General features: G+C 41.9%; 16 protein-coding genes, 1 tRNA gene and 1 other RNA gene. 3 read left to right on the top strand and 15 right to left on the bottom strand.

Features of this window, described 5'->3' with window-relative positions; genetic code table 11:
• Positions 1–73 precede the first annotated feature (73 nt).
• Positions 74–2359, bottom strand: a complete 2286-nt coding sequence (gene pcrA, locus EL081_RS03920) for a DNA helicase PcrA (protein ID WP_126404047.1) — start codon at positions 2357–2359, stop codon at positions 74–76.
• A 191-nt stretch (positions 2360–2550) separates the two neighbouring features.
• Here pcrA and EL081_RS03915 point away from each other — a divergent pair, with 191 nt between their 5' ends.
• Positions 2551–3744, top strand: a complete 1194-nt coding sequence (locus EL081_RS03915; RefSeq protein ID WP_126404046.1) for a cation diffusion facilitator family transporter — start codon at positions 2551–2553, stop codon at positions 3742–3744.
• An 89-nt stretch (positions 3745–3833) separates the two neighbouring features.
• Here EL081_RS03915 and lepB read toward each other — a convergent pair whose 3' ends face one another.
• The 11 genes from lepB to dnaG all read right to left on the bottom strand — a co-directional run bounded on the left by lepB (position 3834) and on the right by dnaG (position 16326).
• Positions 3834–4391, bottom strand: coding sequence for a signal peptidase I (lepB, locus tag EL081_RS03910; RefSeq protein WP_126404045.1), 558 nt, complete (start codon positions 4389–4391; stop codon positions 3834–3836).
• Between the two features lie 151 nt (positions 4392–4542).
• Positions 4543–6048, bottom strand: coding sequence for a pyruvate kinase (gene pyk / locus EL081_RS03905; RefSeq protein WP_126404044.1), 1506 nt, complete (start codon positions 6046–6048; stop codon positions 4543–4545).
• 58 nt (positions 6049–6106) lie between these two features.
• Positions 6107–7120: a 6-phosphofructokinase gene (gene pfkA, locus EL081_RS03900; RefSeq protein WP_023026651.1), complete on the bottom strand. Its 1014-nt coding sequence runs from the start codon at positions 7118–7120 to the stop codon at positions 6107–6109.
• 85 nt (positions 7121–7205) lie between these two features.
• On the bottom strand, positions 7206–10307 hold the full coding sequence (locus EL081_RS03895) for a DNA polymerase III subunit alpha (RefSeq protein ID WP_126404043.1): 3102 nt from the start codon (positions 10305–10307) through the stop codon (positions 7206–7208).
• Positions 10308–10434: 127 nt separating this feature from the next.
• A tRNA-Ser gene (locus EL081_RS03890) sits at positions 10435–10522 on the bottom strand.
• A 132-nt stretch (positions 10523–10654) separates the two neighbouring features.
• Positions 10655–11002: a transfer-messenger RNA gene (ssrA, locus tag EL081_RS03885) on the bottom strand.
• A gap of 76 nt (positions 11003–11078) precedes the next feature.
• Positions 11079–11879 (bottom strand): ABC transporter ATP-binding protein, encoded by an 801-nt coding sequence (locus EL081_RS03880; RefSeq protein ID WP_126404042.1) that lies wholly within the window; start codon positions 11877–11879, stop codon positions 11079–11081.
• A 9-nt stretch (positions 11880–11888) separates the two neighbouring features.
• On the bottom strand, positions 11889–12596 hold the full coding sequence (locus EL081_RS03875) for an ABC transporter ATP-binding protein (protein WP_006596589.1): 708 nt from the start codon (positions 12594–12596) through the stop codon (positions 11889–11891).
• A 156-nt stretch (positions 12597–12752) separates the two neighbouring features.
• Complete coding sequence (locus tag EL081_RS03870; RefSeq protein ID WP_006596590.1) at positions 12753–13082, bottom strand: metal-sulfur cluster assembly factor; 330 nt, start codon at positions 13080–13082, stop codon at positions 12753–12755.
• A gap of 344 nt (positions 13083–13426) precedes the next feature.
• A complete protein-coding gene (rpoD, locus tag EL081_RS03865) occupies positions 13427–14539 on the bottom strand; it encodes an RNA polymerase sigma factor RpoD (protein ID WP_006596591.1) in 1113 nt (370 codons plus the stop codon).
• A 2-nt stretch (positions 14540–14541) separates the two neighbouring features.
• A complete protein-coding gene (dnaG, locus tag EL081_RS03860; RefSeq protein ID WP_126404041.1) occupies positions 14542–16326 on the bottom strand; it encodes a DNA primase in 1785 nt (594 codons plus the stop codon).
• Between the two features lie 238 nt (positions 16327–16564).
• Between dnaG and mscL the strand changes: the two genes are divergently transcribed.
• Positions 16565–16945 (top strand): large conductance mechanosensitive channel protein MscL, encoded by a 381-nt coding sequence (gene mscL, locus EL081_RS03855; RefSeq protein ID WP_126404040.1) that lies wholly within the window; start codon positions 16565–16567, stop codon positions 16943–16945.
• A gap of 102 nt (positions 16946–17047) precedes the next feature.
• Here the strand turns inward: mscL and rpsU are convergent, their stop codons facing one another.
• The 3 genes from rpsU to gla all read right to left on the bottom strand — a co-directional run bounded on the left by rpsU (position 17048) and on the right by gla (position 18631).
• Entirely contained in the window at positions 17048–17224 is a 177-nt protein-coding gene (gene rpsU / locus EL081_RS03850; RefSeq protein ID WP_000048054.1) for a 30S ribosomal protein S21, read from the bottom strand.
• 146 nt (positions 17225–17370) lie between these two features.
• Positions 17371–17682: a hypothetical protein gene (locus EL081_RS03845; RefSeq protein ID WP_126404039.1), complete on the bottom strand. Its 312-nt coding sequence runs from the start codon at positions 17680–17682 to the stop codon at positions 17371–17373.
• Positions 17683–17761: 79 nt separating this feature from the next.
• Positions 17762–18631, bottom strand: a complete 870-nt coding sequence (gla, locus tag EL081_RS03840; protein ID WP_023026647.1) for an aquaglyceroporin Gla — start codon at positions 18629–18631, stop codon at positions 17762–17764.
• Between the two features lie 206 nt (positions 18632–18837).
• Here gla and EL081_RS03835 point away from each other — a divergent pair, with 206 nt between their 5' ends.
• Positions 18838–19806: an NAD(P)/FAD-dependent oxidoreductase gene (locus EL081_RS03835; protein ID WP_126404038.1), complete on the top strand. Its 969-nt coding sequence runs from the start codon at positions 18838–18840 to the stop codon at positions 19804–19806.
• Positions 19807–19823 lie beyond the last annotated feature (17 nt).

The raw sequence follows: 19823 nt of genomic DNA, 5'->3' as shown, positions 1-19823 counted from the left end.
ATAACTTAAGATTTCTGAATAGAGGTTGCTTGTTTATAATCTGAAACAGTAAACTTAGCTTCCTTATCTCGACTTATTTCTTCTCAATTGGCGCGACACTAGCCAAGAGTTTTTTGAGACCCACTTCTGGGAAGTTGATCTTGAGCTCTTGGGTATTGCCACTACCAGAGACTTCTAGGACAGTTCCTTCGCCCCACTTCTTGTGAAGGGCAATATCACCAATGGCCCAAGCGACACTTTCTTTGGCGCTAGAACGGTTGCTATTGCCAAAGGGGAGGCTTGATGACGTGAGGGCACTTGGAGCTGCTTGTCTCTTGCGCTCTTGAAGGGCTTGTGACAGGCTCATTCCTTTTCCAAAGGTCGTTCCGCCTCCATTGCTATAAGAAGCCTTAAAGCTAGTGTTGGCTGGACGCGCTAATCCTTGATAGGTCAATAAATCCGAGCTAATTTCATTGATGAAACGCGTCGGGCGGTTGTAGCTGGTCCGTCCAAAGAGCAAACGAGAGTTGGCATTGGTCAAGAAGAGAACCTTCTCTGCCCGCGTGATTCCTACATATGCTAGGCGACGCTCTTCTTCCAATTCATCCGGATCCTCAGCTGCTCGACTAAGAGGAAAGACATTTTCTTCCATCCCAATCAAGAAGACGACTGGAAACTCCAATCCTTTAGCCGCGTGAAGGGTCATCAAGGTGACTTCTGAGGTCTCTTGCGCTCCATCATCTGTATCGGCAATCAAGGCTAAGTCGTTCAAGAAACGACTCAAGGTGTCCACACCTGATTCGTCTTCAACAGAATCGCCGTTTTCATCAAAATTCTTGGTAACAGACAAGAACTCTTGGATATTCTCGATACGAGCCTGACTTTCTAAATTCCCCTGATTGGTTAGGGCCGTCATATAACCTGTTTTGTCAAGGACCTCTTCGACCAACTCTGTAATGGTCAGCTGGTCCAATCTTTCTCTCAAATCAAGAATGAGATTGGCAAAGTCCCAGATGGCCTGGGCTGCCTTTCCTTTGATGCCTGAAAGCATGATATTGGCTGAAGCATCCAGGAGTGAAGACTCTTGCATTTGGGCAAAATCACGAATCTTATCCACTGTACCTGGCCCGATTCCCCGCTTGGGTTCATTGATAATGCGCTCAAAACTGATATTGTCACTGAGGTTGGCAATCAAGTTCAGATAAGCAATGACATCCCGAATTTCCTTGCGGCTGTAGAACTTGGTGCCCCCTACCATGGTGTAGGGAATATTGGATTTGAGCAGGGCTTCTTCAATGGTCCGTGACTGGGCATTGGTCCGGTAAAGAACCGCAAAATCACGGTGTTTGTAGCCCGCTTCGCGACTGAGCTCTTCAATGGTTTTAGCAACAAAGACCGCTTCATCCTGCTCATCATTGGCCCGGTAATAGACAATCTCTTCCCCGTCAGCATTTTGAGTCCAAAGATTCTTCGGACGGCGGTTCCGATTGTTTTTGATGACGTCATTGGCTGCTTGCAAGATCGTCTTAGTCGAGCGGTAATTTTCCTCTAACAAAACGACCTTGGCATCAGGATAATCCTTCTCAAAGTCTAGGATATTCTGCATATCCGCTCCCCGCCAGCCATAAATAGACTGGTCCGCATCCCCAACGACACAGATATTTTTAAAACGTGAAGCCAAGAGTTTGACTAACTGGTATTGGGCATGGTTGGTATCTTGGTACTCATCCACATGGATATATTGAAACTTCTGCTGGTAATAGGTCAGCACATCTGGATACTGGTCAAAAAGACGCAAGGTCAGCATGATCAAATCATCAAAGTCTACCGCTTCTGACTGACGGAGTTCCTTTTGGTAAGCCTCATAGCACTTAGCGACGATCTGGGTATACATATCTCCAGCCTGGGCAGCATAGGCCACTTCATCGATCAGGTCATTTTTAGCATTGGAAATGGTCCCCAAGATGGTCCGTTCATTCCATTTCTTAGGATCCAAATTCAAGGACTTCAAGATCCGCTTCATCAAGGTCCTTTGCTCACCTGGATCAACAATGGTAAAGTTACGATTGTAACCAATGTGATCCGCATCGCGTCGAAGGATACGCACACACATGGAGTGGAAGGTGGCGATCAAGCAATCTTGGGTTGCTGGATTCAACTGGTAAGCTCGCTCTTTCATCTCCCGAGCGGCCTTATTGGTAAAGGTAATGGCCAAAATATTCCAAGGATTGACCATTTTTTCATCAATCAAGTAAGCAATCCGATGGGTCAAGACACGTGTCTTACCAGAACCTGCCCCCGCCATGATCAAGAGGGGACCTTCTGTCGTTTGGACCGCCTCCGCTTGGCGGTCATTCATACCATTCAATAAAGGATTCATCTCATACTCCTCGTTCATTCAATCGTTCTATTATACCACAATTTGCCTCTTTCTCCTTGAGAAAATTGTCGGCTTCATTTGAATTTTAAGCGTAAAAAGTCTATAATGAATCTTTAAGAAGATACGTTTTTCTTTATCAAAGGAAAACGAGGAAACGAATGAAATAAAAAATGAAAAGTAAGGAGGGACTCGTGGAAAAGTCACAAAGTAATTTAAAACTAGCCGAACGTGGAGCCCTGATCAGTATCGTGGCCTACCTGCTCCTATCCGCTGCTAAGTTAGCAACAGGACACCTCCTTCACTCCTCTAGTTTGGTTGCCGATGGTTTTAATAACCTTTCCGATATTATCAGCAATGTCGCCCTTCTCATCGGTATTCGCATGGCCCGCCAGCCAGCTGACCGCGACCACCGGTTTGGTCATTGGAAGATTGAAGATCTAGCTAGCCTGGTAACTTCCATCATCATGTTTTATGTGGGCTTTGATGTCCTACGAGATACGGTTCAAAAAATCCTCAGCAGGGAAACAACTGTTATTGATCCTTTAGGAGCCATTGTTGGAGTTGGGTCAGCCCTTGTCATGTTTGCGGTCTATCTTCATAACCGCACTTTAGCCAAGAAAGCCCAATCCAAGGCCCTCAATGCTGCTGCTAAAGATAACCTGTCTGACGTGGTCACTTCTTTAGGAACCTCTGTTGCGATTGGAGCTAGTGCTCTTAACTATCCAATTGTGGACCAATTAGTGGCCATCGTTATTACCTTCTTTATCCTAAAAACTGCCTACGACATTTTCATTGAATCCTCCTTCAGCCTCTCAGATGGATTTGATGAAAGTCTTCTTGATAAATACAAGGCTGCCATTCTAGAATTGCCCAAAGTCAGCCGAGTCAAATCCCAAAGGGGACGGACCTACGGAAGTAATATTTATCTAGATGTCGTCATCGAAATGAATCCAGACCTCTCTGTTTATGAGAGTCATGCCATTACCGAAGAGGTCGAGCGCCTTCTCAAGGAAAAATTTGGTGTCTTTGACATCGATGTGCATGTGGAGCCAAGTTCTATCCCAGAAGATGAGATTCTGGACAATGTCCTTCTCAAATTAAAAACTTATGAAGAACGCTTGCAGGCTCAGCAGGAATATTCAACCCTCCTAGCAGACAACTTCACCCTCATTAATGAATTCGGCCAAGAAAGCCACAAAGAGGACCTAGTCCGTTTGCAAGAAGAGCATCAAATTCCCTTTAAGAATTTCGAGATCGAATCCATCAGCCAAAAGACCAAATTGATTCGCTATGAATTACACAACCAGGTTCACACCAGTCTCTGGCGTCGCCATGAACACTGGCAAAAGGTCTTTCACCAAATCACAAGTAAACAGGAAAAATAGATCCCTCTCCCTCAATCTAACCAGAACAAAAAGCTACTGCAATTCCTTTCTGCAGTAGCTTTTTTGTAAGAAAAAATAGTCCTCATGGACTATTCTTCTTCTTTAATAAAACCAAATTTATTTAGAGGGTACAATCTGAAATCGACAACACCCTCAATCTGATCTGCTTGAATATAACCAAATTCACGACTGTCTTTAGTATTGTTGCGATCATCATTTAGAACTAAGTAACTATTACTAGGTACTTTTCCAGCCTTGGTTCCCTTGAGTTCTCTAGAGAAAAAATCATTTGTAAAATAATCGCCACTTGGGGCAGCCAAATGTTTGGTCTTCATCTTGTCCAAATATGGCTCTGCTGTAGCTACACCATTCAGATAAAAGACATCGTCCACATAGCTGACCTCATCGCTCTCTATCGCAATGACACGTCCAAGATATTGTTTCTCTTTTACATGATAGAGGACCAAGTCTGTTCGATCAATTTTCCCCTTTTTAGTCGCTAATACTAAATCATCTTTCTTAACGGAGGCATTGGCCATTTGATCAGATACCCACAATGGTTGAAAAACAAATAGGCGCAAAGTAATAAGTACCAAGCCCAATATTCCAATGATGATCATATTCCGAATCAAATCCCTTTTCGACATTCCTATCCCCCCTTTCAGCTCATTTCATTATACCATTTTATTAGACAATAAAAAAGACCCACATTCCCAAATTGTCAGAAACTTGCTCTAAAAAGAAAAACCTTGTCTCCAAGCTTTTAACTTAGAAAACAAGGTTTGTTCATTGGTTAGATTAACGTACTGTACGGATACGCATTGTGTTTGTACGAACAGCTTCGCCAAGTGGCACACCTGCAACGATAACGATATCGTCACCAGATTCTACAAGACCTGCTTCTACTGCTTTACGTTCTGCGATTTCGAACATATCGTCAGTTGATGATGGAGCATCTGTCAACATTGGGATAACACCCCAGTTCAACATCAATCCACGTTCAGTCAATTCGTCAAATGTCAATGCCAAGATGTCAGCATTTGGACGGTATTTAGAAATCAAACGTGCAGTGTGACCAGTCTTAGTCAAAGTTACAACCAATTTGATATTCATTGAGTTAGTAGCGTCTTTAACAGCTGAAGCCATAACTTCTGTCTTAGAGTTACGTTCGAAAGTATCTGAGTTCAAACGTCCGTATTCGTTAAGAAGAGTTTGTGCGTTCTTGTCAATTGTAGCCATTGTTGTTACTGACTCAAGTGGGTATTTACCGTTTGCAGACTCACCTGAAAGCATTGTAGCATCAGTTCCGTCGATAACAGCGTTAAATACGTCTGATACTTCTGAACGAGTTGCACGTGGTTTTTCAGTCATTGTTTCAAGCATGTTTGTTGCTGTGATAACAACTTTACCTGCTGCGTTCACTTTAGTGATGATCATTTTTTGGTAAACTGGAACCATTTCGAATGGTACTTCGATACCCATATCACCACGAGCGATCATGATACCGTCAGCAGCTTCAATGATTTCATCCAAGTTATCGATACCTTGTTGGTTTTCGATTTTCGCAAACAATTGAACATGACCGTTACCAGTTTCTTCACAGATGGCACGAACTTCGTTCACGTCTTTTGCAGTACGTACGAATGAGATCGCGATGAAGTTGATACCTTGTTCCAAACCAAAACGGATATCATCGTTATCGCGTTCAGCAAGAGCTGGGAAAGGAATTTTCGTGTTAGGGATGTTCACACCTTTCTGCTTAGCAATAATACCGTCATTTTCAACAACTACTTCAAATTCACGAGTTTCATCGTCTTTAGCGAAAATACGAAGACCCAATTTACCATCGTCAACCAAGACTTGATGACCAACTTCAACATCATCGTAGATATCAAGACCACCAGCAACGTTCAAAGCAATCACTTCACGAGTTGATTTGATACCTTGTTTAGTCGCAACACGGATCTTTTCACCAGTCTTGTATGAGTACTCTTTAGCATCGCCTTCGAACAATTCAGTACGGATTTCTGGACCTTTAGTATCGAGAAGGAATCCAACTTTTTTACCTGCAAGTTTTTCTGCGAGTTTAACAGTTGCCATACGGTCACCTTGTTCTTGGTGGTCACCGTGTGAGAAGTTGAAACGGAAAGTGTTTGCTCCAGCTTCGATCAATTGAGCAATGTTTTCAGCTGATGCTTCAACGTCAAGTTTTTCACCCCAGTATCCGTCATCACCGAATTTTTTACCACCACGGATTTCTACCGCAGGACCTAAGGTTGCAACGATTTTTACACGTTTGTTCATGATTTTGTGACTCCTTTTAAAATACACTGTCTTTTAGACAAATTTTAACAAATAAATATTAAATAGAAGATAAGCTACGGTTCAACTCTGCAAGGTTCAAGTCAGCCTTGTGAGGGTTGTTCACTTTAATCTTACCATCTTCAGTTAAGCTAAAGAGGGCACCTTCTTCTGCACTACCAAGAATTGGGTTTTCCACCATTTGTTCATTGCGGATACCAACAGCTACGCCACCGATACCAGCTTTCAACAACTTAACAGCATGTGCACCCAAACGTGAAGCAAGAACACGGTCACGCGCAGTTGGTGAACCACCACGTTGGATATGTCCAAGTTCTGTTACACGAAGATCGCTTGTATCTCCAGCATCTTTCAAGGCTTTACCAAATTCAGCAGCTGACATCACACCTTCAGCAAGAACGATGATGTTGTGTGTACGACCTTTTTCGTAGCCCTTCTTGATACTCTCAACGACATCTTCGATAGCAAAGCCTTCTTCTGGAATGATAATTTCATCCGCACCAGAAGCAATACCAGACCAAAGGGCAATATCCCCTGCGTGACGTCCCATTACCTCGATAACGAAAGTACGATGGTGACTAGATGAGGTATCGCGGATCTTATCAATCGCGTCCATAACAGTTGTAACTGCTGTATCAAACCCGATTGTAAAATCTGTACCAACGATATCATTATCAATTGTTCCAGGAAGTCCTACAGCTGGGAAGCCATGTTCAGTCAAACGCATCGCTCCGTGGTATGATCCATCACCACCGATAACGACAACACCTTCGATTCCATGTTTCTTCAACTGCTCGATCCCTTTTAATTGACCTTCGCGTTCAGCAAATTCAGGATAGCGAGCTGAATGAAGCATCGTTCCACCACGAGAAATAATATCTCCAACTGATGAAGCATCCAATTGATGGATATCACCAGCAACCATACCAGCGTATCCATTATAGATACCAAATACTTCCATTCCTTCAGAAATTGCTTGGCGAACAACTGCACGGATAGCAGCATTCATTCCAGGGGCATCTCCTCCACTGGTTAAAACAGCAATACGTTTCATTTCGATATTTGCTCCTTTTTTTTCTTTTACATTCTAAATGATTATAACACAAAGAGGCTCAAATTTCTCCTATTTTCCGTAGATTTTATCGATAAATCGTTTTCATAGCAATACTTGACAGCTCATTTTCTAACTTCTCGTTTTTCTGGACGGAAACTCCTTTTAATTGAATGGTCTTTTTCTCCTCTTCATAGCGAATAACGACAGGATAAGGACCTGGATAAGCTTTTAAAATATCTAAGACTGCCCGGTCCTCCTGGTGATCAAACAATTGAATCCAAAAACGCTGATTGGTGGCTTCTTCTGCTTCCATTAAAACCATCTGAAGACGACCATCTCTAGATTGCACTTTTCCTTTAAGATAGTAATAGCCCTTCTCTCTTATTTTTGAGCTATAGTGGCGATAAGTATCAGGAAAAAGAGTGACATCCATCTTCTTTTGGAGGTCGGAAACTTGTAAAAAGGCCATATTTTCTCCATTTTTGGTTCGGATGGTCCGGATCGATTGAACTTCAACCAGGATAGTGGCCTGTTCTCCTTCGCTTAAAGAGGCGATCGGTCGAGTCGGTTTGCTACTTGCAGCTACAATTTCCACCAGAGGATGTGGGCTAAGACCGACACCAATGACCCTCTGCTCCATTTCATACTTCTCAGCCTTGCTATAATCCTCGGCATCCATCCAGGAATAATTGGCTTCCCCAAACAAACTCCCCAGTTCATCCGCAAAGACAAATAGGTTAGGAAGGTTCTGAAGGACTTTTCTGCGATTCTTTTCAAAGCAGTCAAACAAGCCCAATTCTACCAGTGGCGTTAAGAGAGGAAGTTTGTGATACTGGCTAGGCAAGCGCAAGATAAAATCTTCAATGCTCTCAAAGGGACGTTGGTCAATAATCCAATAGGATAGATCTTTTGGGAGACCTTTGATATTTTTCATTCCTAGATAAATCTTCTGATCTTGGAACTTATCCTTATAAGGAATGGTATTAATGGTCAAAGGAGCTACTTGGAAGTCAAATTGGAGCGCATCAGTCAAGTAATCACTACTAGAGTAGTTGAGCATAATGTCAAAAAAGACATCTGGATAATGGACTTTAAAGTAAGCCAATTGGAAGGCCAAGGCTGAGTAGGCATAGGCATGGGAACGGTTGAAGCCATAGCCAGCAAATTTTTCCATAATGGCAAAGACTTGCTTGGCTTTTTCTGCACTATGCCCAAGCACGACAGCCCCCTTGATAAAGTCATCTTCCATTCGATGCATTTCTGCCACGTTCTTTTTCCCCATGGCCCGTCTGAGGATATCGGCTTTTCCTAGACTAAAGCCAGCAAAGGTCTGGGCCACCTGCATGACTTGCTCCTGATAGAGCATGATGCCATATGTTGGTGCTAGAATGCCTTCCAAACTAGGATCAATCATATCGACCTTCTCTTTGCCATGCTTGCGTTTGACGAAATTATCAATATAGTCACTAGCCCCAGGCCGGTTCAAAGATGTGGTCGCAACAATCTCCTCAAAACAGTTGGGTTGAACCCGTCTTAATAAACGGATAGCTCCTGCTTGCTCAAACTGGAAGATTCCCTTGGTATTTCCCGCAGCAAATAAAGCAATCGTTTCTGGATCTTCTAGAGGAATATCCTCGATTTTAATATCCTTTTGATATTTTTCCTTCACTGCTTCCTGCATCCGTTGAGCAAAGGTTAAATTTCGCAGTCCTAAGAAGTCCATCTTGAGCAAGCCATTTGCTTCAACACCATGGGCATCATATTGGGTCAGGTTCATCTCCTCACCCATCTTGATCGGAATTTGATTGGTGAGGTCTTCTCCACTCATGACGACACCTGCCGCATGAATCGACGTCTGACGCGGTTGCCCTTCAATCCTCTTCGCAATTTCAAACCCCTTACGGTATTCTGGACGACTTTGGATGGCTTGACGGAAGGCTAAATTCTTTTCATAAGCAGAGGCTAAGGTGTCCCGTAAGCCAATCCGCTTGGTAAGGTTGGTTAACTCATACTCTGGGGTTCCAAATCTCTTAAAGACATCTCGAATGGCTTGTTTCGCTCCAAAAGTTGAGAAGGTCACAATTTGAGCCACATGAGGACTGCGGTAGCGATTTTTAACATACTGGATAAATTTAGGACGATAGACATCTGGAATATCAATATCAATATCTGGCATGGTATAGCGCTCTAAGTTCAAAAAACGCTCAAAGAGGAGATTGTTCTTGACTGGATCAATCCCTGTGATATCCAAGGCATAGGCTACTAGACTTCCAACTGCTGATCCACGGCCCATCCCCATATAGTAACCTTGGCTTCGACCAAACCGTAATAAATCCCAGACAATCAAGAAGTAGTCATCAAAGCCCATCTGATGGATGACAGCTAATTCATGACGCAAACGCTCTTGGTAAACCGTCTGGTCCAGCCCCTTGCTTCTCAAACCTTCTTCAGCCAATTCACATAATTCCTCGACAGCAGGCTTCTCTGGATTAAAACGGGGAAGCTTTAATTGCGTATCAATCTCATAATGAACAGCCGCAAGGGTCTTCTCTAGATAAGAAATACTATCTGGATAATTATGAGCAAAGGCCCGCTCCAACTCTTCTGGTGGCAGGAACATCATAGAAGTGTCAACAGCTCCTACTTCCTTCAGACTGCAATTATTACGAATAGCGTGGAGCATCTGAAGACTCTCCAAATCACTCGTAGAAAAATAGCGGACCGTATGGAGTGGGAAAACAGGACGGGAAAACTGTTTCGCTGGAGTATCTGGAAAGACACCAATCGCAAAGTCTTGGCCCAAGTCTAAATACTCAATCCCTTCAAAATAGGGAACGATGATGGCTATATCCTCCAAAAAGTGTTGGAAAGCCGACCAGTCTGTTGTCCCCATCATTTTCATGCTGGAAATCTTGATTAAATGTTTATAGCCTTTGGTTCCTAATGCAATCAAACGGATAGATAAAGGACCCACCGGTAACTCGACCTCCAAATCAAGACCTAGGATAGCCCCCATACCAGCTTTTTGACACTCTTCTAAAAACTCGTAGCCCCCATATAAATTATCTATGTCCATGAGACCAATTTGTTGGTAACCCATTTCTTTGGCACGCTGAATATAGTCTCGAATAGAGACTAAACTGTCCATAAAGGTATAAACCGATTTTGTGTCCAGTTGTGTAATCACCTTGCACTCCTTTTCGTCCGTTCTTTCCTTCTATTATACAGGAAATCCGACAAAGAAGACACTCTTACCCATTGCCAATCCTGCCTAACAAAAAAACAGATCAACTGATCTGCTTTCCTTTCTCTTACGGAAGACATGGGATTCGAACCCACGCACGCTGTTACACGCCTACCGCGTTTCCAACACGGCCTCTTAAGCCTCTTGAGTAATCTTCCAAACTAGTATCCATTATACGGAAAAGCGCTCCTCCTGTCAACAAAAAATTTAGGAATCGCTCACAAGATATCAATACTTGATAGATTTTAAAGAAATAAAAAACGACAAGGATTTGTCGTTTGCATATATAAAAATGGAGCCGGTGGGAGTCGAACCCACGTCCAAACATCTGCCAGCATATTTGTCTACAACCATAGGTTATGTATTGCTTTAACAGCTCCTCGACACATAACTCAAGCCTAGGAACTGCGAGTCTATCAATCTCTTATCAAACTGCTAGACAAAGTTTGATCGTATCTCGCTAAAATTAAGACCTGTCATCAGACACGAGCAATCCGAATCGGGTCACGCCTGCTGGTTTTTAGGCAGCTAGAGCGTAAGAAGTATTATTTTTTGCAGTTATATTTAACTGAGCGTTTACGTCGCAACACGAGTCGCAAAATATGCCTCATAATGCCTGTCGAATCCGTAACGACCCCAAAATGATATACTCCAGTGTATCATTTTTTGGGTAAAATGGCAAAAGAAAAAGAGGAATTCCTTCCTCTTTCATTCTTATTGCAAGTTCAATTTGAATTTTGTTACATAATGAACGGTAAAGTACATCGCTACAATTTTTACTAGCTCATAGATATAGGCTGGAATAAAGTTAACAACCAAGACATCACTAAGGGTATCAGAAGACATAGTTGCAGTTCTTGAAAGTTCTGAAATAGATATAGAAGGGAACAATCTTCCAATGATACTGAGAACGACCCAAAGGATAAATCCAAAGACGAAGGCCATCACGATACGATTGTTAATGAAGAGCTGACCCAGTGAGATGGCACAGTAGAGCATTAAAATACCTGAAATAGTCGCTAACACTTGAAATAGCAAGCTTTGCCAAATAAGAGATGACCCAATATGTTCGAACACTGGACCAAGCTCCTCAAAGATATTCTTTTGTTGAGCGAGGCCTATCACTCCTAAGAAAATAAGCAAAGAAAGAATCAAGCTAATAAAACAGAAAATACTCCAGATCAAAGCAGATGTTACTTTTACAAGTAAAACAGTATGAGATCCAGTTGGCAATGTCCAGGTCAAATAACCTTCACGACCAAAAATATTGTTATAAAAACGACGAATAATAATAATATAGTTGGTCAAGGTCAAGCCAATGTAACCTGCAAAAATAACCAGGACAATAATTCCCACAATTGTATAAGTTGTATTTGCTGTATAAGTCGCTGCCCCAGTTATAACACTAGAAGCTAATAAACCAGCAAAAATGGAGAGAATAGCAAGCACACCCGAAATAATGAGATACCACTTATAGGTTGCTTTTAATTCATATTTCATTAATTTCCCAAACATAAGAACCTCCTAATACATTCTAAATTGTTCACGGAAGATCTCATCAATCGATTTACCGTATTGGTTGCGAAGAACAGTTGTGTTTTCATGCAACAGAATACGACCTTGATTGATAAAGAGCGCTTCATCCAAGACTTGTTCAACGTCCGCAATCAAGTGGGTTGAAATCAATACTGATGAGTTTGGACGACGATTTTGAATGATGGTTCTAAGAATGTAATCACGCGCAGCAGGGTCCACTCCACCAATAGGTTCATCAAGAATGTACAAATCCGCTTCACGGCTCATGACCAAAATTAATTGAACTTTTTCCTTATTCCCTTTAGAGAGTTGTTTCAATTTTTGCTCTGGGTGCAAATGTAAATCATTCAACAATTGATAAGCACGTTGAGCATTGAAATCCTTATAGAAGTCTTGGAAGAAACGAAGGGTTTCCGAAATCTTCATATTTTCATCCAAATAAGTTGTATCTGGCAAATAAGAAACGACTTGTTTGGTTTTTGCAGAAGGTACTTGGCCATGGATGTAGACATTACCAGAAGTTGGTTGCAAGAGCCCATTCACTAATTTAATAATGGTAGTTTTCCCACTTCCGTTTGGTCCTAACAAACCAATGATACGACCCGGTTGAATATTGACACTCACATCACCTAAGGCAATATGTTTACCATACACTTTCTGAACATGGTCTAAGTAGACCAAAGGGTACTGATTCATAATCTTCTCCTTAATTTAATAATGATTCTATTATAACCTTACTAAGAAGTGATTGCAAGATATAATCGTAAAAGAAGGTAGAATGTTCGTACTATTTGACATCCAAACCATCTTCACTAAAAAAAGAGGAACATCTGCCCCTCCTTTAAAACAATTTTATTTAATTCCCAATGCAATCCGCGCATAGCGGCTCATCTTCTCAACCGTCCAAGCTGGATACCAGACCAGTTTCACATCGACCTTGGTCACTTCTTCCATTCCCGTTAAGGCATCATAAATCTGGTCCGTCAGCAAGTCTGCCAATGGGCAACCCATGGTGGTTAGGGTCATATCGATTTCTGTTTCACCAGTTTCACCATCAAACCGAATTTCGTAGACCAAACCAAGGTTGACAATATCAATCCCTAATTCAGGATCGATGACCTGCTCTAGATTTTCAAGAATACGGTTTTTAATTTGTTCGATTTCTTCTGTCGTATAACTCATTCTTCACTCCTTCTTCATTTGGTTCAACACCATGAAGAATATCATTGTTTAAAGCAAGACCTTTATCCTAAGGCCTCCATAACAGTTCACCCACCCTGCCTCACTATCAAATTGCTCGGCTCGGGTTAAAAAGGGCCACCGGATCTTTCTAGCTTTTGAATTTCTCGGCTCGGGTTAAAAAGGTCACCAGGACCTAGGCCACTCTCTTGTTTTTGGGTGGCCGTTAAAAAGGTCCCCCGGACCTAGGTCGCTTCTTCATTTCTAGGCGACCGTTAAAAATGTCCGCAGGATCTAGGCCACTCTCTTGTTTTTGGGTGGCCGTTAAAAATGTCCACTGGACATTTTTAATCCTCTATAAAGTCACGTAATGGTTTGCTTCTGCTTGGGTGGCGGAGTTTACGGAGGGCTTTGGCTTCGATCTGACGGATCCGTTCACGGGTCACGTTAAAGACTTTGCCCACATCTTCCAAGGTCCGCATTTTTCCATCATCCAAACCGAAACGGAGACGAAGGACGTTTTCTTCCCGATCTGTCAAAGTATCGAGGACTTCATCCAATTGTTCGCGTAGAACCACACGAGTAGTATAGTCTACTGGATTTTCGATCACTTCGTCTTCGATGAAATCTCCCAAATGGCTATCATCTTCTTCCCCAATTGGGGTTTCGAGAGAAACGGGTTCTTGGGCAATTTTCAAGATTTCACGTACCTTATCTGGCGTCATATCCATGCGTTCAGCGATTTGTTCTGGTGTTGGATCTTGTCCCAATTCTTGCAAGAGATTGCGTTGCTCCCGAACCAATTTGTTAATGGTTTCCACCATGTGAACAGGAATCCGAATGGTACGGGCTTGGTCTGCAATGGCACGAGTGATAGCCTGACGGATCCACCAAGTGGCATAGGTAGAAAACTTGAACCCTTTTGTATAGTCAAACTTATCAACGGCCTTCATCAAGCCCATATTTCCTTCTTGGATCAAATCCAAGAATTGCATCCCACGACCAACATAGCGTTTCGCAATGGAAACAACCAAACGAAGGTTGGCTTCTGCCAAACGTTGCTTAGCTTCCAAATCCCCTTGTTCCACCAAGATAGCCAATTCTTGCTCTTCTTCATTGGTTAAAAGAGGAACGACCCCAATTTCTTTCAAATACATCCGAACAGGGTCATTGACCTTGGCAGAGTTACTTCCAAGCAATTCCTCATCCGTCAACTCTGGTTCTTCCTCTTCGGTGTTCAAGACACGCGCACTTGGATTTCCTTCCTTGTCCGTGATGGAAATCCCAGCATCCTGAATCCGTTGTAACAAATCATCAATTCCATCGGCATCCAAGGTAAAAGGAATGACCAATTGATCATTGATTTCATCATCTGTTGCAGTACCACTTTTCTTATGACTACGAATAAACTCTGCAATTTGGACATCTAAAGTTGTGATATCTTTTTGTTCTTTCGCCATTCCTACTCCATTCTTCTTTTTTGAGCGATTAGTCGCTCGAGTTCCAATAAAGCCTGATCCGCATCTCCACTGTGAGAGGCTTCTCGGACTTTTTTCCCTATTTGTTGACTTTCTTTACGGAGAAGCTCACGATTTCTCGTTTCTTCCACTTCTTCCAGCTCATTCTCCGCTATTTCATCTGGTAAATTTTCTTCTAACATCAGATACCAGGCCCGTTGGACTTCCTCTGTCTGCTCTGACAAATCCTGCGATGTCACTTCTCCATTTTGGCAAAGAAGTTTGTACAAGGTTTGCAAGGCAGGGGTATCAAATGAAAAATCTGTCCGAAGACGATATTCATTTAAAACATAAGGAAAAGCGTTCATCCGATGAAGAAGATGATTCTCAGCCCGAACCAGGCGAGGCAACTGCTTCTGTACAACAGTTGGACTAGCAACTGGAGCCTGTGTCTGGATTTGCGCTTGCTCCTGACGCTGACTCCGCATCTGTAGGCGACTAGCATTTACTGTTTGTTCCACCTGCAAATAATCAAAGTCTACCAACAGATCAGCTAATTTGTATATATAGGTGTTCTGAGCCGTTACAGAAGGTGTCTGAGCAATTAAAGGAGCCATTTTTTCAACAAATTCAATCTGCGCCTGCAAATTTTCAATATTGTCCGGCTTCCAATAATCCATGAGAAACTCTACGCGACTGAGACGTGTTTTTTCCAATAATTCCGCCAAAGCCTGAGGAGAATTCTTATTGAGATACTCGTCTGGGTCCATCTGATCAGGAATTTGAACAACCTCTACCTCGTGTTTATCTAAAACCTCTAAAGCCTTAGCAGTTGCTAACCGTCCAGCTTTATCTCCATCATAGGCTAAGATAACCTTTTTGGTAAATTTGCTCAGATGGGCCACATGTTCCTGCGTAAGCGCTGTCCCCATGGAGGCAACTGCATTCTCAATACCAGCCCGATAGGCTGCGATGACATCCATGAATCCTTCCATCAGGTATAGTTCATGGTTCTTCTTTGCAACTTGCTTGGCCTTGTCCAAATGGTAGAGCTCATAACTCTTGTTAAAAAGGAGCGTACTGCGGCTGTTCTTGTATTTCCCTTGAGGCTTTGCTCCCTCAACTGGTTCACGCCATAGTCGACCAGAAAAGGCAATGACTCGGCCAGTATCGTCCGATAAGGGAAACATAATGCGATCTTGAAAAGCATCATATATAGTCCCCATATCACTAATATGAAACAGTCCCGACTCGGCCATAATTTTTTCTGAAAACTTTCCAGAAACACTCTGATACAGATAATTTCCTTCTGCCGGCGCTAGCCCTATTTGAAAATGCCGAAGCACCTCATCATCAAGCCCTCGATCGTAAAGATATTGCCGAGCATCCTCTCCCATCTTTGTCGTCATCAGGATGGCATGATAGAACTTAGCAGCCTCCTGATGAATCTCATAAAAGGGTTGTTTCCCATCTGCTTGTTGTCCCCTTGACTGAGGAGCATGGGTCTGCACATGAATGCCTACTTGATCTCCAACAATTTGAACAGCTTCCATGAAGGAGACTCCACGATAGTCTTCGATAAACTTAAAAACATCGCCTGATTTGCCACAACCAAAACAATGATAGAACTGCTTATCCTCGACTACATTAAAAGAAGGCGTCTTTTCACCATGAAAAGGGCAGAGTCCTAAAAAGTTTCGTCCTGCCTTTGTCAATTGAACGACTTCTCCGATTACATCTACAATATTCACACTGTTTTTTATTTCTGAAATCAGTTGTTTGTCAACCATAAACAGTGCCTCCATTTTACCATAGAATATCATTAACTATTTTAAACTAATTTTTGTCAATTGTAAATCATTCAGATTGATTTTCATCCTATTTTTCCACATCTTTCCATACTTTCTAGAATCGACATCTTGCTTAAATCAACTTTTTTAAAAAATTTGAGTATAATGTTTGAATTCGAAAAAAATTTCAGTTATACTATACTCTGTAAAAAATTATTATGAAAGGACATATTAGGATATGTTAAAAGAATTGAAAGCTTTCCTCCTTCGTGGAAACGTTGTTGACCTTGCTGTTGCTGTGATTATCGGGGCTGCATTTGGAGCTATCGTTACTTCATTTGTGAACGATATCATCACTCCGCTTATTTTGAACCCAGCTTTGAAAGCTGCTGGTGTTGAAAAGATTGCTGAATTGACATGGAACGGTGTTGCATACGGTAGCTTCTTGAGCGCTGTAATCAACTTCCTTGTTATCGGTACTGTTCTTTTCTTCGTAGTGAAAGCTGCTGAGAAAGCTCAAAACCTTGGTAAAAAAGAAGAAGCTGCTGAAGAAGAAGCTTCTGCTCCTACTCAAGAAGAGTTGCTTGCTGAAATCCGCGACTTGCTTGCAAACAAATAATCAGATAAAAAGATCCGATCTTCTAGCTAGAAGGTCGGCTTTTTTTGTCTTCAATTTTTCTAGAGAAACAAAAAACAGACCGAAGTCTGTTCTTGTATTCAATTAGAATTTTTTACGTTTACGAGCTGCTTCTGATTTACGTTTACGTTTTACAGAAGGTTTTTCATAGAATTCACGTTTGCGTGTTTCTTGAAGAGTACCAGCTTTAGTAACCGCACGTTTGAAACGACGAAGAGCATCGTCAAGAGATTCATTCTTACGTACTACTGTTTTTGACATGTTTTTCACTCCCTTCAAGTTCAAGATCTATTCTATTTTACACGGAATTCTATAGATTGTCAAGAAAAAGTTAAAGGAATTCATCACTTGTCACTATCTAAACCTTTATCCAATCTGTTTGAGGATTCATTCTTTTTGAATTCCTTTCATTCATAACGATCATAAAGGTTTGATATTACTTGTTCGAATGCTTCTAATTCCTCCCAATAATTCATTGGGAGATTGCTAATTTTACTTAGATCCTTCTCATCAAAATGATAGACCAGATGGCGCAAGATTTGATTTTCAATCCAACGCAAGTCTCTTAGTTGCTCGATGCTGACTGATTCCAAAGCTACTAGATACTGACAAAGAGCAGCAAGTGACTCCGAATGAAACACTTTCTTCTCATGCAAATAATATAGAAAACTAAAATGATCAGCTCTTCTATTATCTTCTATTAAATTCTTTTCTTTCATCCTACTCCTTTTATAAAAACTGTTTACTCAACAAAAGATAAAAACACTTTCCGTAATGTCTACGAAAAGTGTTCTGGTCTTACAAATAAAGGAAGCTAAAGAGGGCAATGGCAACGATTGCAGCCAAGATTGGTGCTACAACAGGTACCCAAGCGTACCACCATTTTGAATCTCCCTTGTGTTCACCTAAAACAGATTTTGGAAGGAAGGCGTGAACCAAACGAGGACCAAGGTCACGTGCAGGGTTCAAACCAGGTCCTGTAGGACCACCAAGTGATGTCACCAAAGCCATAACGAGGAATCCAAGTGCCAAGTGAGCAACTCCTAGACCAGGAGCATGTGCTTGTGACAAAGCCAATTTTGCAGCTGTTGAAGAAGCATCAAAAATACCTCCCTGCTCAGTCGCAGCTCTTTGAGCTAGAGAAGCAACCTCTGCACCGAAGAAGTGTTTTGTCAAGGCAAGTGCACCGAAGAAAAGGACGAATGATCCAGCAAACTCATTGACGAAACCATTGATGGTTGCTGCTTTACGTGATTCTGGAGTTCCTTTATCCAAGCTAGAAATCGTTGAGAATGTTCCCAAGATATTGTTTGGATTTTCAGTTTGGAGGTAATATGGACGGTGAGTCGCAACGACAACCAATTGTCCAAACATAGCTCCGAGAATTTGAGCAACGATGTAGTATAAAACATTTTCCCAAGGGAAGAGTCCGCTAACTGCAAGACCAATCGTAAAGGCAGGGTTGATATGGTTACCAGAAACGTTACCAAACATCAAGGCTGGCATCATAACACCTATTCCGTAGCCAATCGCAATCACGAGCCATCCACTTTGATGCCCCTTGGTACCCTTCAACTCAACGTTTGCAACGGCACCATTTCCTAAAATAATCAATAATGCTGTTGCAATAAATTCGGTCGCAACCTTAACCCAAAAATCAAATTGCATTTTTGAATAATCTCCTTATAAATAAAAATAATAATAATTTATTCTATCAGATTATCGAACACTTGTAAATAAACCGAACATTATTTTTAAAAAATATCTCTCAATCCCCTGATTCATCCTTTTCTATCCTTGTATTCTCCTCCACTTTCTATTTAACTCCGAATTATGATACAATAGGATTAGTTACACATCACAAAGGAGATATCATGTCTGAAATCTATGACATTACCATTATCGGCGGTGGCCCTGTAGGGCTCTTTGCTGCCTTCTATGGCCATATGCGTCAAGTAAAAGTAAAATTGATTGATTCCCTTCCTCAACTAGGGGGTCAACCCGCTATTCTCTATCCTGAAAAACGAATCCTGGATGTTCCTGGTTTTACCAACCTAACAGGGGAAGAATTGTCCCAACGGTTGATCGATCAATTAGAAACATTCGAGACCGATATTTGTTTGAATGAAACTGTTTTAGACATTCATAAAAACGTAGATCACTTCCTGATTGAAACCAATAAAGGCCAGCATTTCAGTCGTGCTGTTATTATTGCGATGGGTGGTGGTGCCTTTAAACCACGTCCTTTAGAAGTGGACGGGGCTGAGGAATTCGAGAACGTCCACTACCATGTTTCAAATATCCAACAGTATGCCGGCAAACAAGTTGCTATTCTAGGCGGAGGAGATTCTGCTGTCGATTGGGCCCTAGCCTTTGAGAAAATCGCACCGACAACTCTGGTCCATCGTCGTGATAATTTCCGCGCTCTCGAACATAGCGTTGAAGAATTAAAAGCTTCTTCTGTCTCTATTCAAACTCCTCATGTTCCTAGCCGGTTAATCGGAGAAAACGGCCGTGCCAGCCATCTAGAAATCACCAAGGTTAAATCAGATGAAACCCAATTACTCCCCATCGATGAACTCTTTGTCAACTACGGCTTCAAATCCTCAGTCGGAAAATTAAAAGAATGGGGCTTGGATCTCCAACGTCATAAAATCCTCGTGAATCGCAAACAAGAAACCAGTCGCGAAGGAATCTACGCGTGTGGCGATTGTTGCTTCTACGAAGGGAAAATCGACTTAATCGCGACCGGATTAGGCGAGGCTCCGACTGCGGTAAATAATGCGATAAACTACATTTATCCAGACAAGAAAGTTCAACCAGTCCACTCGACTAGCTTATAAGAAAAAGTCTTTGAATT

The organism is Streptococcus viridans, from assembly GCF_900636365.1.
Classification (GTDB): Bacteria; Bacillota; Bacilli; order Lactobacillales; family Streptococcaceae; genus Streptococcus; species Streptococcus viridans_A.
Note: the sequence above shows the minus strand (reverse complement) of the source record. Positions and strands in the feature narration are given on the sequence as shown.

Excerpts from the sequence above, each read along its gene's own strand:
- EL081_RS03870 (WP_006596590.1), bottom strand. The coding sequence starts at position 13,082 with ATGAGTTATACGACAGAAGAAATCGAACAAATTAAAAACCGTATTCTT.
- EL081_RS03835 (WP_126404038.1), top strand. The coding sequence starts at position 18,838 with ATGTCTGAAATCTATGACATTACCATTATCGGCGGTGGCCCTGTAGGG.
- lepB (WP_126404045.1), bottom strand. The coding sequence starts at position 4,391 with ATGTCGAAAAGGGATTTGATTCGGAATATGATCATCATTGGAATATTG.
- EL081_RS03875 (WP_006596589.1), bottom strand. The coding sequence starts at position 12,596 with ATGAATCAGTACCCTTTGGTCTACTTAGACCATGTTCAGAAAGTGTAT.
- gla (WP_023026647.1), bottom strand. The coding sequence starts at position 18,631 with ATGCAATTTGATTTTTGGGTTAAGGTTGCGACCGAATTTATTGCAACA.
- rpoD (WP_006596591.1), bottom strand. The coding sequence starts at position 14,539 with ATGGCGAAAGAACAAAAAGATATCACAACTTTAGATGTCCAAATTGCA.
- EL081_RS03845 (WP_126404039.1), bottom strand. The coding sequence starts at position 17,682 with ATGAAAGAAAAGAATTTAATAGAAGATAATAGAAGAGCTGATCATTTT.
- dnaG (WP_126404041.1), bottom strand. The coding sequence starts at position 16,326 with ATGGTTGACAAACAACTGATTTCAGAAATAAAAAACAGTGTGAATATT.
- pfkA (WP_023026651.1), bottom strand. The coding sequence starts at position 7,120 with ATGAAACGTATTGCTGTTTTAACCAGTGGAGGAGATGCCCCTGGAATG.
- EL081_RS03880 (WP_126404042.1), bottom strand. The coding sequence starts at position 11,879 with ATGTTTGGGAAATTAATGAAATATGAATTAAAAGCAACCTATAAGTGG.
- rpsU (WP_000048054.1), bottom strand. The coding sequence starts at position 17,224 with ATGTCAAAAACAGTAGTACGTAAGAATGAATCTCTTGACGATGCTCTT.
- pyk (WP_126404044.1), bottom strand. The coding sequence starts at position 6,048 with ATGAACAAACGTGTAAAAATCGTTGCAACCTTAGGTCCTGCGGTAGAA.
- mscL (WP_126404040.1), top strand. The coding sequence starts at position 16,565 with ATGTTAAAAGAATTGAAAGCTTTCCTCCTTCGTGGAAACGTTGTTGAC.
- pcrA (WP_126404047.1), bottom strand. The coding sequence starts at position 2,359 with ATGAATCCTTTATTGAATGGTATGAATGACCGCCAAGCGGAGGCGGTC.